Source organism: Oceanobacillus manasiensis (genome assembly GCF_000724085.1).
GTDB classification, from domain to species: Bacteria; Bacillota; Bacilli; order Bacillales; family Amphibacillaceae; genus Oceanobacillus_B; species Oceanobacillus_B manasiensis.
Genome location: NZ_CCDL010000002.1, coordinates 264657 through 279549, shown reverse-complemented (window position 1 = coordinate 279549; position 14893 = coordinate 264657). Strand labels below are relative to the sequence as shown.

16 protein-coding genes are annotated in these 14893 nt (G+C 38.0%); all 16 read right to left on the bottom strand.

Annotated features, from left to right (window positions below; translation table 11 throughout):
- Positions 1-76: 76 nt before the first annotated feature.
- The gene (gene era / locus BN985_RS10530) at positions 77-979 is read right to left on the bottom strand and encodes a GTPase Era (protein WP_408634688.1); all 903 of its coding nucleotides are present in this window, start codon (positions 977-979) and stop codon (positions 77-79) included.
- A 230-nt stretch (positions 980-1209) separates the two neighbouring features.
- A complete protein-coding gene (locus tag BN985_RS10525) occupies positions 1210-1569 on the bottom strand; it encodes a diacylglycerol kinase family protein (protein WP_042224065.1) in 360 nt (119 codons plus the stop codon).
- Entirely contained in the window at positions 1559-2023 is a 465-nt protein-coding gene (ybeY, locus tag BN985_RS10520) for an rRNA maturation RNase YbeY (RefSeq protein WP_042223425.1), read from the bottom strand. Before ybeY ends, BN985_RS10525 begins: the two co-directional genes overlap by 11 nt.
- Position 2024: 1 nt before the next feature.
- A complete protein-coding gene (locus BN985_RS10515; RefSeq protein ID WP_042223424.1) occupies positions 2025-4166 on the bottom strand; it encodes an HD family phosphohydrolase in 2142 nt (713 codons plus the stop codon).
- Between the two features lie 107 nt (positions 4167-4273).
- Positions 4274-5242 (bottom strand): PhoH family protein, encoded by a 969-nt coding sequence (locus BN985_RS10510; protein WP_042223423.1) that lies wholly within the window; start codon positions 5240-5242, stop codon positions 4274-4276.
- A gap of 2 nt (positions 5243-5244) precedes the next feature.
- Positions 5245-6468 (bottom strand): sporulation protein YqfD, encoded by a 1224-nt coding sequence (yqfD, locus tag BN985_RS10505; RefSeq protein WP_042223422.1) that lies wholly within the window; start codon positions 6466-6468, stop codon positions 5245-5247.
- Between the two features lie 19 nt (positions 6469-6487).
- On the bottom strand, positions 6488-6769 hold the full coding sequence (yqfC, locus tag BN985_RS10500; protein WP_084157523.1) for a sporulation protein YqfC: 282 nt from the start codon (positions 6767-6769) through the stop codon (positions 6488-6490).
- Positions 6770-6915: 146 nt separating this feature from the next.
- Positions 6916-7431, bottom strand: coding sequence for a hypothetical protein (locus BN985_RS10495; RefSeq protein ID WP_042223420.1), 516 nt, complete (start codon positions 7429-7431; stop codon positions 6916-6918).
- A 31-nt stretch (positions 7432-7462) separates the two neighbouring features.
- On the bottom strand, positions 7463-8455 hold the full coding sequence (gene floA, locus BN985_RS10490; RefSeq protein WP_042223419.1) for a flotillin-like protein FloA: 993 nt from the start codon (positions 8453-8455) through the stop codon (positions 7463-7465).
- Between the two features lie 37 nt (positions 8456-8492).
- Entirely contained in the window at positions 8493-9821 is a 1329-nt protein-coding gene (locus BN985_RS10485) for an NfeD family protein (RefSeq protein WP_052360671.1), read from the bottom strand.
- A 242-nt stretch (positions 9822-10063) separates the two neighbouring features.
- On the bottom strand, positions 10064-10510 hold the full coding sequence (locus BN985_RS10480; RefSeq protein ID WP_042223418.1) for a GatB/YqeY domain-containing protein: 447 nt from the start codon (positions 10508-10510) through the stop codon (positions 10064-10066).
- 14 nt (positions 10511-10524) lie between these two features.
- Positions 10525-10701 (bottom strand): 30S ribosomal protein S21, encoded by a 177-nt coding sequence (gene rpsU, locus BN985_RS10475; RefSeq protein WP_010650937.1) that lies wholly within the window; start codon positions 10699-10701, stop codon positions 10525-10527.
- Between the two features lie 141 nt (positions 10702-10842).
- Positions 10843-11514 carry a deoxyribose-phosphate aldolase gene (gene deoC, locus BN985_RS10470; RefSeq protein ID WP_042223417.1) on the bottom strand — a complete coding sequence of 224 codons (672 nt, stop codon included), beginning with the start codon at positions 11512-11514 and terminating at the stop codon, positions 10843-10845.
- Between the two features lie 120 nt (positions 11515-11634).
- On the bottom strand, positions 11635-12981 hold the full coding sequence (mtaB, locus tag BN985_RS10465; protein WP_042223416.1) for a tRNA (N(6)-L-threonylcarbamoyladenosine(37)-C(2))-methylthiotransferase MtaB: 1347 nt from the start codon (positions 12979-12981) through the stop codon (positions 11635-11637).
- Complete coding sequence (locus tag BN985_RS10460; RefSeq protein WP_042223415.1) at positions 12969-13739, bottom strand: 16S rRNA (uracil(1498)-N(3))-methyltransferase; 771 nt, start codon at positions 13737-13739, stop codon at positions 12969-12971. Before BN985_RS10460 ends, mtaB begins: the two co-directional genes overlap by 13 nt.
- Before the next feature lie 202 nt (positions 13740-13941).
- Positions 13942-14880, bottom strand: coding sequence for a 50S ribosomal protein L11 methyltransferase (gene prmA / locus BN985_RS10455; protein WP_042223414.1), 939 nt, complete (start codon positions 14878-14880; stop codon positions 13942-13944).
- Positions 14881-14893: the final 13 nt, after the last annotated feature.

Genomic DNA, 14893 nt, shown 5'->3' with positions numbered 1-14893 from the left:
TTTTAGTTTGAAAATGTAACTCATTAATTAGAATGACCACACGTGCTAAAACAATTAGTATAAAAATTTTCCATGTTTAATATTCATCGCTTCTAAACCCATACTCATTTAGCTGGTTTTGTTTGTTTCTCCAGTCTTTTTTCACCTTTACCCATAGCTCTAAATATATTTTGGATCCGAGTAATGCTTCAATATCCTGTCTGGCATATTTTCCAATATTCTTCAGCATACTTCCTTGTTTACCAATGAGAATTCCTTTTTGTGTCTTTCTTTCTGTCACAATTGTTGCTTGAATATAGAGCGAGTTGTTGTCTCTTTCCTCCATATTTTCCATGACAACTGCAATGGAGTGAGGAATCTCTTCTCGCGTTAGTTGTAATACTTTCTCCCGAATAAGTTCTGTAATAATAAACCGTTCTGGATGATCGGTTACCTGGTCTTCCGGGTAATATTGCGGCCCTTCAGGCAAATTACCTTTCAAAATATCTAGTAAATGTGTAACATTGTTTCCCTCAAGTGCCGAGATAGGGATGACTTCTTCAAATTCCAATTTCTCTTTGTATTGCTCAATTAGAGGGAAAAGGTCATCCGGGTGAATCAAATCTATTTTATTTATAACAAGATACACCGGGCGATTTACCTTTTGTAACATATCAAGGATATACTGATCCCCTCTACCATACCCCTCTTTTGCATTAATCATAAATAAAATGGAATCCACCTCATTAAGCGTGTTTTCCGCTGTCTTCACCATAAAATCTCCAAGACGATGCTTTGGTTTATGAATCCCTGGTGTATCAATGAAGACAATTTGTGCGTCATCCTGTGTGAGCACCCCTTGGATCTTATTTCTAGTTGTTTGTGCCTTGTCACTCATAATAGCTATTTTTTGTCCAATTACTCTGTTCATAAACGTGGACTTTCCTACATTGGGTCTTCCGATGATTGCAACAAATCCTGATTTGAAATTTTCCATGATGTTTCCTCCAAGACGAGATTTCTTTTTATTATCATACTACAAATACTAGCTACTTTCATATAATCGACAAAACCTTTAAAAACTTTCTATCTTCTGCAAAAAAGTACACATTTTCTTATAAAGTCCTAATTTCTATTAAATACTTAAACAAATACGAGCCGTTTTTTTATAGGAGCTAATTATCTATCACAAGGTTATATTACACGTGAAAAAAAGCCCTACTTAGGACTTTACATACCCGCTATTTTAGGTATAAAAACAATCAACCCTACTACGACCGACATCAATACAGTAAGAAGCACTGCACCCGCGGACAAATCTTTGACGACTTTTGCCTTCGGATGAATTTCTGGTTTAAGATAATCGAGCATTTTTTCGACAGCGCTATTCAGACATTCAGCCGTTAACACACTGCCAATAGCTATTACGATAAATAACCATTCTACCTGGCTCAATTGCATGATTATACCAGCACATATAACAATAAATGCTGCTAGTAGGTGAATTCGAAAATTCCTCTCCGTTTTCACCACACTCAAAACACCATTCCATGCATATTTAAAACCTATGGATTTTCGATTACCTTTCAATGCCAAAAGCACCCAAAATTTCTTCCTGTCTTTTAAACATGACCACTTCGTCTTCGTTCTTAATATGGTCATAGCCTAATAAATGAAGAAATCCATGGAGTGTGAGGAAAGCCAACTCACGTTCGAGTGGATGATTATATTCCTCAGCCTGTTCTTTCGCTTTTTCAACTGATATGACAACATCTCCAAGTATAATCGGCATGTCATCACCAACGATGTTTAACTCACCTTCAACTGTTTCTTGCATCGCAAAGGATATTACATCTGTAGGTACATCCTTTTGTCGATAATTCCTATTTAACTCTTGAATTTCATTGTTGTCCACAAAATTAATAGACATTTCGGCCTCAGATGAGATTTTTTCCTCTTTTGCTGCAAATGTTATAAGTTTTTGAAGCATATCAATATAGTCGCTCGCTACAGTATTAGTGCTATCATGAAAATCGATATACATATTATTTTGCCTCCTTCATTGGGTATTGTATTCTTGAATGGAATATCCCTTTGAGTGTATCACAAATAGTACGTTGCACTAAATTTAAATCCTTTAGTGTTAATGGACTTTCATCCAATTGGCCATCCGTCATTCTATCCCTAATAATGGAGGCCACAATCTCCTCAATCTTCTCTTCAGTTGGCTCTTTTAATGATCTTACTGCTGCCTCTACGGAATCACATATACAAATAATAGCTGCTTCTTTCGTTTGAGGTTTTGGACCAGGATAGCGGAAGCTGGATTCTGATACTTCCTTATTTTTATCCTTCTCTTTGTAGTAAAAGTATTTCAGTAGTGTTGTACCATGATGTTGAGAGGCTATGGCAATAATTTCTTTTGGTATGCGATATTTTTGAAGCATTTCTGCTCCATCATAAGGATGACTAATAATGATCTCAGCACTCTGTTTTGGACTTATAACATCATGCGGATTTTTAATAGCAAGTTGGTTTTCAATAAAATAGTGTGGTCTAACGGTTTTTCCCATGTCGTGATAGTATGCCCCAACTCTTGCTAGCAAACCATTTGCCCCAATAGCTTCACATGCTGTCTCACTGAGATTAGCAACCATGATGGAATGATGATAAGTTCCTGGCGCTTCAGTTAAGAGCTTTTTCAATAATGGTTGGTTAGGACTTGAAAGTTGTAATAGCTTAATATCAGAAAGAATACCAAGGACCGTCTCAAAAAACGGCAATAATCCTATTGTCAATACGGCAGACAAAAAAGCTGCTCCAACGCCATATGCCGCTTGGATGAATATATCTCCTATAGCATATTTTTCGAAGGAGAGAAATACAAATGATAGTAGGGTTACAATATTTACTACAGACATCCCTGCTCCAGCCTTTAAAATAGCTAGTCGATCCTTGACATTCATAAGGAAAATGATAGCTGCTAACTGTGATAGCAGAAAATAAACACCTGCTTCAATATTAAGAGAGCCTGGTATTTGATAGTTAAAGATAATGCTTCCCAGTATTGCATATATTACGCTCAATACAATAGCTGTGCGCTCATGAATTAATTGCTTAATAAGCAGTACCCCTGTGGCCAGAGGGACTACAAAGAATAACTGATTACTTTGTGTGGTAAAAAGACTAACAATTTTCATTAAAGAAACAACAATGACACTAATAAGCAATATGGAAGCAATTTTGCGCTTATCTGCATTAAATTTTTTGGTAACCCAATTCATCTCGTATGCAACAAAGCTAGACAATAAAATGATTAATATACCTAAGCCAATAACTGGATAAATATTCCGCTCATTATTCATCAACCCAACTAGCTGCATCTCTTCGTACACTTCATTGGTAATTGTTTGACCTTCTCGAACTATTACTTCTCCTGCTCTTATCATAACTGGCTCTACACTACTAGCAGCATTTTTACGGGCCTCACTTGTACTCTCAGCATCATAAATAGAATTTTCTACAATAGCAAATCCTGCTAAATTTGATAACACTTTTGTTACCTCTTCATCTAGTGCAGAATATGTTATAATCTCATTCGCATTTGACCGTGCACTAGCTAAGCTCTCCGTTCTTACACCAGTTTCAAACGTCTCTTCTAACGCTTCTAAGAGAACTTCTTGACCTTCTTCTCTTTGTGCTTCAGACATATCAACAAGACTGGCAAATACACCATCATTTAATTCTTCTGTAATCTCATCTGAAAGTATCTGTTTAAGACGTTGCACCTTTTCTTGACTGGTAAGTGGTACCCTAGTGACCTCTTCATTATTTTTTTCACTGTCTGGAGCCTCTTCTTCCAGTTTTGAAACCGCTTCAAAAACCTCTTTCGTATAGGATAAGCGCTCCTCTGTAATCTCTTCAGAAATGTTAAATCTATCTTCTACAGATTGGACAGTTTCTCTCGTTTTCCTCTGTGTTTCCTGTTCATTTTCTATGGTGATTGGGGAACGGATCGTTTCACTTGCGTTTGCAAACCGTTCTATATTGTATGTTTCGGTATGTATGTTACCCAGTGTTATAAAAAAGAAGAATACACCTATCAGCATTGTAGATATTAAAATGAGGAGCCAGTTCTTTTTTAAATTTTGATAAAACTCTCTCTTACGCCCCGTTTTCTTTTTCAATTTCTCCCCCCCACATCCCAAACATTAGAAAAACTTATTCCTTGATATAATTGTTTATCTAATGATTAAAATTTCACACCATAGACAATAAGACCCTTTTCAGGGTCTTACTGCCTTGTTTCCCCTTTTTCATACGCATTTATAATACGCTGAACTAGAGGATGACGGACAACATCCGTTTGTTCCAGGTAGGTAAAAGAAATACCTTTTACCTGTTCAAGCATCTGTGAGGCTGCCTGTAATCCAGATTTTTTTCCTTTTGGAAGATCAATCTGTGTAACATCACCAGTTATCACCATCTTGGAACCAAATCCTAATCTTGTTAAGAACATTTTCATTTGTTCTGGTGTAGTGTTTTGTGCTTCATCCAGAATTACAAAAGCATCATCCAATGTTCTCCCTCTCATATAAGCAAGGGGAGCAATTTCAATTGTTTCTCGTTCAATCAAACGTTGTGTATGTTCTGTACCCAAAACGTCATGTAAGGCGTCATACAACGGACGAAGATAAGGATCGACCTTTTCTTTAAGGTCTCCAGGTAAAAACCCAAGACTTTCCCCAGCCTCTACAGCAGGCCGAGTTAAAATAATTTTCTTGATGTTGCCGTTTTTTAAAGCATGTACAGCCATCACCACAGCTAAATATGTTTTCCCTGTACCAGCCGGTCCTATACCAAACACTAGATCATTCGCTTTAATTGAAGCAATGTATTTTTTTTGACCGAGTGTTTTGACACGAATCGATTTCCCTTTAACGTTTTTGGTAATTTCATCTTCAAATAATGTTTCAAATTGATCAATTTTACCTTTTTTCGCAAGGTCAACAGCATAAACAATATCACGTTCAGAAATGGTTAATCCTTTTCTGATAAGTGAAAGCATTGTTAAGAGAATACTTTGTACGAGCGTGATATTGGTTTCCTCACCAGATACACGAACGACTTCTCCCCTAGTTACAATGGAGACATTTAGTTGCTCTTCCAATTGAAGAAGATATTTATCATTTGTTCCAAACAATGCTAACGCTTCATTTGGACTGTTGAGTTGTAAATCAATTTCAGTTAAGTTCTCTGACATAATCAATCTCCTTGGGTTAAAGGTTGGGCTTTTGCAATGTTTTCTTCAACGTTAATATATAAGTTTAATATAACTTTACCATTCTCGATTGTTTCATGCAAAACTTTTTCGGAAACGATTACTGCATCAGGGCCCAGCTGCAAGGCTAATTCCTTTTTAGCTTGCTCTATCCCTGCATTTACCGCTTCCTTCTGAGAACGTTCTACTTTAGTATACGTTTTCTCATTCAAAGTGGTTTCAATAAAATGAACAGGCAACTCCCATTTTAAAAATTTTATTGGTGATTCATTTATTTCTCTGTGAATATGCTTGTACTCTGGTGTACCGAATCCCCATACTGGCAATTGAAATTTTCCTGCTTTCAGGAAAAATTTTTTCTCATTGTTTCCGGTTAGACTCTCATGGCTTGTTTGCAATGGTGCAGTTACGTTAACTTCATACCAAGTCGTTGCTATAATTTCCCCATCAGCAGCTACAAGCTCTTTTTTTCCTTTCTCCTCTTCTTCCTCATTATTATCATCCGTAGAGGATTCATTTATTACACCTGAGACAAGCTTGTCACCTGGTTTTACATAATCATTCACCTGTACTTTTGGGAGCCCATTAGAGACGTACATCTTTTTGATAATTCCTTTTTTAGTTGCTATCAAATCCCTGGGTCCTAGTGGCTCTTCTTCTTCGACTATGATCTTCTCAACTCCTTCTAAAGAGAAGGTTGTCCCTTTTTGCTCCACACCAACCCATAATAATTCGGGTACATCTTTAACTAATTTTTGTTGAATTTCATTGGGCGACTTTAATGAAAAGATCCATGCACCTGGATGTATACCATCACTTTGAAGCTGCTTGCTAATCTTCTCTTCAATATCTTTAGGAACTCCCGTTATTTTGACCTCCCAAAGGATATTAGAAAGAAATAAAATTAGAAAAAAACTTAAGAGGACTCCAAGTAATAGTTCCTTTCGCCTAATAAACCTCCGTAATAGAAAGGGATAACCCTTTCTATCGATGAATTTTAACTTGTAATTGGTTTTTTTATTTAGTTTACGAATATATTTAATATCACGTAGTCTTATGTTGCCTTCACAACGATTAGGTGCTTTCTTTCTAACATTCCATACTGTTAATCCTGCGCTTGTACAATGTTGAAAAAAAAGCTCAGGCTTTTCACCTGTTACCAATATTGTGACATAACCTGTCAGATAGGAATCTTGTATTTGTTTCATTTTTTCCCCCTCAACACCTTTATTCTGGTACAAACTTCACTTCTTGAATGGTGCCTTCTAATAAAATCTCTTCCGGCAACATCATCTTCAGTACAAAGGACGACCCGTTTATTTGAATAAATCCTTTATTCACTTTTAACTTTAGTTCTGTTTCGGAATATGTGGCCAGCCCTTTATGATTTTCAATGTACACATGCAATTGTCCAATAATGGTGATGCGTGGAAGTTCAAGCACTATGTCAGAAGGAAGCGCAAGATATTTAATTAACCATGGGCGAATCCCTTGTTGCAATTTTTTCACTAATGCAGCCCCCTCTCCTCTACATATTTATGTTTAAATTATTTTAATAAGAACTGAAAAACATAGAAATCAATCGACTGAACAGGCTGAATTATATTACGTAAAAAAAACCCAGAACAAGGATACTCCTCATTCTGGGTTTTCTGTTATTTTCTTTCTGAAATTACATTTCGATAAGGCTTTTTAGCTCTTGGAGGTCCAAGTATTTCTGCCATAATAATCCCATTTGCCAAACCTTGCTTTGTCAGATTTCGATTGATCTGCTTCTTAAATTTCTTCTGACTAGAAGATAGTTGTTCTTCTTTGTTACCTCTCTCTTCTTTTAAAGGAGAAGTTCTATGCTGATGATTGGAGATGTTTTCTGCTGAACGTTTAGCAGTAGCATACCTATCAGCAAGCTGATCTAGCTGACTTTGATGCTGATCATCGATAGAAGAAGTATCTACTGTGCCATGTTGAGTGTTAGAATTAGTAGTTGTTCTCTGGCTCGGTAAATTCGTTCTTCCTGACGGTGTTGAAGTTGGCCGGGACTGATTGGGAGACTGATGATCGCCCTTATTATCAGATCCATTTTTGAAAAAGCCAATAATTCCGACAACAATAGCAATTAGGATAAACATATTGCCAAAAATTGCTTCTAACAAGCTTGATATAGCATCCATTTACGAAACGCCTCCTTTATTACCAAAGCGTTTAATTTTGGTCGTTATCATCGTTATCTTCAGAAAGTTTACCAATCGAATCACGCATATCTGTATCAGCATCAATATTCTTATAGTTCATGTAGTCCATTACACCAATGTTTCCTGAACGTAATGCTTCAGCAAGAGCCAATGGTACATCTGCTTCAGCTTCCACAACTTTAGCGCGCATTTCTTGGACCCTGGCCACCATTTCCTGTTCTTGTGCCACAGCCATTGCACGGCGTTCTTCGGCTTTCGCTTGGGCAATGTTTTTGTCAGCCTCTGCCTGATCCGTTTGCAAGATAGCCCCAATATTCTTCCCGATATCCACGTCAGCAATATCAATGGAGAGAATTTCAAAGGCCGTTCCTGCATCTAATCCACGATTTAAAACATTATGTGAGATTGAATCTGGATTTTCCAGTACTTTTGTATGTGCTTCTGAGCTACCAATTGTACTTACGACACCTTCCCCAACACGGGCAATAACAGTATCTTCTCCAGCACCACCGACCAAACGGTCAATATTTGCTCTTACAGTAATTCTTGCCTTCGCTTTAACTTCAATACCATCCATCGCGATACCAGCAATAAATGGTGTTTCAATTACCTTAGGATTTACACTCATTTGTACAGCTTCTAATACGTCACGACCAGCAAGGTCAATGGCTGCACCTCGTTCAAAAGGTAGTTCAATATTAGCTCTATGAGCAGCAATTAGTGCATTTACTACTCTGTCCACATTACCACCAGCGAGGTAGTGACTCTCTAGCTGGTTTGTTTTCACGTTAAGTCCAGCTTTATGTGCTTTGATTAACGGGTTAATAACACGATTTGGTACCACTCGACGAAGTCTCATACCTATAAGTGTAAAGATACCCACTTTCACGCCTGCAGCAAGTGCGCTAATCCATAGCATCACTGGTATGAATGTAAATAAAATTGCTACAGCAATCAATATTACCGCTATAATAATTAACGGCATTAGTTCTTGTAATTCCATATAATTTCCTCCTGTTAAATGTTTTATTTATTATAAATTAGATTTCTCTAACTACAATACGAGCTCCTTCAACCTTTACAATCTTTACATTTCGGTCCGTTTCAATGAAACTACCTTCTGATATAACATCAAGGCGTTCATCATCAAAAACTGCGGTACCAGCAGGGCGTAAGGGTGTAACAGACTTCCCTTCTAGCCCTAACAATTCCAAGCGATTTGCTGTAGATACATAGCCTAGTTCCGTAGTAGTCTGGTCTCTTAGGATAATATGACGAAACACCCCCTTATCCATCCCAATTCTTCTGAATAGGATGACTGACGCCAAGACTGCAACGGTAAAAGCAATTGCAATACTCATAGACATATGCCCTAGATCATACCCGGACATTAAAAGGGAACCAATAATAGCCCCTATTCCCAACAAACCGAGAATACCTCCGGGTACAAAAAACTCTACGATAAGCAAAACAACTCCTAAGATGAGGAGAATCATAGCTTCCATGCCAGCTAAACCAGCTACAAAATGTCCATAGAAGAATAGTATTAATGCAATAATACCCATTGATCCTGGCACTCCAAATCCTGGTGAATAGAGTTCCACAATGAGGCCAAGACTGGCTACAGAAAGTAGGATTGGGATAACAACCGGATTGGTTAGAAACCTGGCTACCTCTTCAGCAATCGTCGTTTCCTTTTCCACAACGGTAGAATCTGATAGACCAAGTTCATTTAATAATTCAACTCGATCATCAACAGTTCCTTCTGAGTAGCCTACTTCCGTTGCAATTGTAGGTGTTAGAGTTAAATACTCTCCTTCTCCTGCACCATACTCATCTAATTCAATACTAGGATCAGCCATAGCAGCCGCATATAAAGGGTCTCTACCTTTAGATTCCGCCGCACTGCGCATTGAGGCAAGCCATGCAGATTGGGCTTTTTTATTCGCAGCATTACCGTCCGAGGTAATAACGCCACTTGCTCCCATAGTCGCTTGTGGACGCATGTATATTGTATCCGTGTTTAAGGCAATATATGAACCAGCGGATAATGCTTCATTTACTACAAAAGAAGTTGTGGGTATTTCCAACGACTGTAAAAGGCCTGCAATCTGCCCAGCAGAGTCCACACGACCTCCTGGGGTGTTTATTTCAAAGATAATATGATCTGCACCCTGTTCGACTGCTTCCTCTGTTGTCCTTTCCAAAAACGCTTCTAAGCCACGCTCTACTTCTTTTTCAATTGGTATAACGTAAACCGTTTTACCTGCTCCATTTTCCGCGTGCACCTCATTTTTAAGAAAAGGGCTACAGAAAACCAGCACAGTTACCAGCAACAATATGTATGATAGAAGCAACTTTCTAGACAATATAGGATTCACCTCCCTTAACGGTTACCCTTAGTATACGAGAAAGCAGGGTGGAAAGTTTCATTTTTTAAGATTACTCCCTTAAATAGTATCATACATCAGTGATTGTTTGTAAATTTTAAACAAAATTACGTAGGGATTATTATAGATGAGGTTGTATTCATCAAGCATGCACAAGGTTTTAGAATTGCACACAAAAAAACCCCACTAATTAATAATTAGCAGGGTTCTTTTAATTTAAATTAGTTCAAATGCTGTTGTACGAGTTTGTTTATTTGGGAGCCATCAGCCTTACCTTTAACTTTAGGCATAACAGCACTCATAACTTTACCCATATCTTTCTTAGATGTAGCATTTACTTCCCGAATCGCTGACTGAACAATCGCCTCCAGCTCTTCATTCGTAAGCTGTTTCGGCATATATTCTTGCAAAATATTGATTTCAACTTCAAGTTTTTTAACAAGATCTTCGCGTCCAGCTGATTTGAATTCTTGGAGGGAATCTTTTCTTTGCTTTAACTCCCTTGACAGGATGGTTAATTCTTCATCCTCATTAAGTGAGTCATTACCAAGCTTAATTGATTCATTTTGCAATGAAGATTTAACCATCCGGATAACGCTAAGTTTTTCTTTATCCTTCTGCTTCATTGCCTGCTTCATATCTTGATTCAGCTGTTCAAGTAATCCCATCTCTTGCACCCACTTTAGAATTTACGCTTTCTAGCAGCTTCAGATTTCTTCTTACGCTTAACACTAGGTTTTTCATAATGTTCACGCTTGCGATATTCCTGCAGTGTACCACTTTTTGACACACTACGCTTGAAGCGACGAAGAGCATCCTCAAGAGACTCGTTTTTACGAACGCGAGTTGTATTTGACATGCTAATTTCCCTCCCTCCGAAGCACAAAAAAGATTGTACCGGCATATGTAATCTGCTTCACATGCCTTGTTAAAGTATAATATATTCCTAGTTATAGGTCAACAAATTATTTACATTCTGTAAAAGATTCGCATAAAAACTCTAATAGTCTGAAGTGCCAGCGTTTCCTTTAATGATGTCGACACCCGCACTTGCTCCAATTCTTGTTGCACCGGCATCAATCATAGACTGTGTTGATTCAAGATCTCTAACACCGCCAGAAGCCTTTACACCCAGTTCTGGTCCTACTGTTTCACGCATGAGTTTAATATCTTCTACTGTAGCTCCACCACCAGAAAATCCTGTAGAAGTCTTAACAAAATCAGCTCCAGCTTGCTTAGCTAGTTTACATGCGCGTATTTTTTCTTCCTCCTCTAAAAGGGAAGTTTCAATAATAACTTTTGTTAAAGCTTTTCCTCTAGCCTCATCAACCACTGATTTAATATCCGCTTCTACTACCTCATCTTGGTTTGCTTTTAACGCACCAACATTGATTACCATATCAACTTCTGTGGCACCATCATTAATAGCTTGTTTTGTTTCAAATACTTTTGTTTGCGTAGAGTTTGCGCCTAGTGGAAAACCAATAACTGTACACACTTTTACATCTGTGTCCTTTAAATACTCATAGCATAGTGGAACCCAGTAAGGGTTAACACAAACAGATGCAAAATGATGTTCTTTTGCTTCTTCTACAATCTTTTTAATTTGTTCTTGAGTTGTAGCAGGTTTTAAAAGAGTGTGATCTATATAGCTTGCTAAATTTTTACTCATTATGTCATCCTTCCTCATTGTTCGTACATGCTTTGTTATATCATAGCATTTACCTTATTAGAAATCTATTTTTTCGAGAACAGCGAATTAGGAAATTCGGTCAAAAAGACCGAGTTTTTCTTAATTTGCTGCTACTGCTGAAACATCATCCATTATCCTAACAAAGGTCCCTTCGTTATAAGGGTAGCCCGATTGACTGATTTTCACTCGAACCAGTTTACCAATCATATCCTGTGTTCCTTCAAAACGTACTTTCAGATAGTTATCTGTATAACCTACAAGCATTCCTGGATGATTCTCATCCTGAACACGCTCTTCAGGTATTACTTCAAGTATTTGATCTTCATACTCAGATGCATACTCTTTTGCCAACTGGTCTGACAGCTCAATTAGTTGATGTACACGTTTGTTTTTCAAATCCTCATCCACTTGATTGTCCATTCTAGCGGCTGGTGTACCTGTTCTCCTAGAAAAAGGGAAGACGTGTAACTCAGAATAACCAACCTCCTTAATGAAATCATAAGTCTCCTGGAATTCTTCGTCTGTTTCACCAGGGAAACCAACTATTACATCTGAGGTAATAGCAAGGCCTGGCAATGCTTTACGTATTTTCATAACTTTCTCTTTATAAAAATCACTAGAATATTTTCTGCGCATTCTAGCAAGCACCGTGTCAGAGCCTGATTGAAGAGGAATATGCAAGTGGCGGACGATTTTTTCCGATTGGTCTAACACCTCTATCACTTCATCTGTAATCTGGCTAGCCTCAATGGAAGAAATACGAATACGCTTTAAGCCGTCTACCTTTGTTTCTAAGTCTTTAAGTAGCATTGCAAAATTATAATCTTTGCGATCCTCTCCATACCCTGCTGTATGGATACCAGTTAGCACAATTTCTTTATATCCTGCGTCCACTAAGTTTTGTGCCTGGGTAATGACACTTTCAGGGTCCCTTGAGCGAAGCAGTCCCCGAGACCACGGAATAATACAGAAAGTACAAAAGTTATTGCACCCCTCTTGAATCTTCAATGACGCACGTGTTCTGTCTGTAAATTCAGGTACGTCCATTTCTTCAAATACTCGGTTTTTCATAATGTTTGTTACACCATTGATCGGCTCTCGAGTTTGTTTATGCTCTTCAATATACTTAATCATGTTTTTGCGGTCTTGTGTACCGACCACAACGTCTACCCCTGGAATTTCCATAATTTCACCAGGTGATGTTTGTGCATAACAGCCCGTTACACAAACGATAGCTTCTGGGTTTTTTCGAATTGCTCTTCTAATCACCTGTCTACTTTTTTTGTCACCTGTATTGGTTACAGTACATGTATTAATTACATAAACATCAGAATCATGGTCAAAATCTACACGTTCATAGCCATTATCCATGAACATACGCCATATGCCCTCTGTTTCATAATGATTCACCTTACAACCTAATGTATGAAATGCTACTGTTGGCATTCATTCCACCTCAATTCTTCAAAATGATAAGAAATACTCGCAAGCGTGTATAGGGCTGCTGTTTCTGTACGTAATATACGGGGTCCTAGCCGAACAGGATGAAACCCACTTGCTTTTAACTGTTCCGCCTCTTCTCCCGATATACCGCCCTCAGGACCAATTAGTACTAATAATTTTTGCCCAACCTCCATTCCTTGTAGAATGGTGCTGAACGACTGATAACTTTCAGTTTTAGCTTCTTCTTCATAAGCGAAAATCTTTATATCATACTGTTTACTTACTTCAATCAGTTCAGATAATGACGTTTTTGTCTCGACTAATGGGATAAGGTTACGGTGACTTTGCTCACTTGCTTCTTTAGCTATCTTTTCAAGTCGCTCTACTTTTTTTTGAAGTTTTTTATCATCCCACTTCACCACAGAGCGCGCAGCTTGAAAAGGTATAAAAGCATTAGCACCTAATTCGGTTCCTTTTTGAACAATGAGGTCCAACTTATCACCTTTAGGAAGCCCCTGTGCAATCGTAACCTCAAGTGGTAATTCAACTGAACTTTCAAGCCATTCTTCAATAGTGACATGTACATTATCTGATTCAACAAAAGTTATTGTACAGCGCGCAGCATGTCCAGCAGGATGGCTGCAAATTATCTTATCCCCTTCTCTAAGACGAACAACTCGGTTAATATGATGGACATCATCCCCTGAGATCGTTACAGACTCTGGATACCAATTCTCCTCAGGCACGAAGTAACGTTGCATACCATACACCTACCTTAATAAAATAAAGTGAAACTTCATTTGGAGTGGGCCTTATCTCCAACGTTAGATAAACGAATGTGCCTACGTAAACCATCCTAGAAAACCCTCAATACCACTCCATTTGTTGAAGTGAGGGTATTAGGAAGGAAAAAAAGCAAACGCCTTATCCTGTTTTTAGTCGGTGTTCCTTGGAACAGGCGTACTACGCTTTTCTTGCTACAATAGAAACCCAGTCTTCTAATTCATTGACTTGTATGATGGTAAAACCTTGGTTCTCTAATTTATCTTTTACGAGTTGTTTTTTATTTTGAATGATACCTGATGTAATAAAGTATCCACCTTGCTTCAAATTGGCCCAAGCTTCTTCAACAAAGCGTACAATGATTTCAGCGAGTATATTCGAAACAATTACGTCAGCTTGGTCATTTAAATGGTCTAGAAGATTGTTTTGCTTTACAATAATTTTATCTTCTAACTTATTCAGCTTTGCATTTAACCGGGTACTCGTCACAGCAACATCATCTAAATCAAAGGCATCTACATTCTCTGCACCTAATAAAGCTGCTGCAATGCTTAATACCCCTGATCCTGAACCAACGTCTATTACTCGATCCCCTTCTTGTAAAAACTGCTCTAAGGCTTGAATACTAAGCACTGTGGTTGGGTGGGTACCTGTTCCAAAAGCCATTCCTGGATCTAACTCAATAATAATTTCATCACTTGATACAGGTTCATACTCTTCCCATGTCGGTGTAATAGTAATCCTTTTTGAAATCTTCACAGGCTTATAATACTTCTTCCAGGCAGTAGCCCACTCTTCCTCATTTACTTCACTTAAGGAGATTTGATTTTTTCCAAGATCAATATCATACAGCATTAATTCATTAATTGCCTGTTTGATTGCTTCAATGGTTTCTCCAAAAAAGCTATTGACTGGGAGGTATGCCTTTATGTAAACACCTTCCTCCGGATATTCTTTTGGATCTAGCTCAAAAACTTCACCAAACGGAGAAGCATGTGCTTTAACTAAGTCCATCGGGTCCTCAATTACTAGACCACTTGCCCCTGTTTCGTGAAGAATGTTAGATATTGGCTCGATTGCCTCGTTTGTTGTATGAATACAAACCTCAGACCATTTCATTACTGCTCACCCA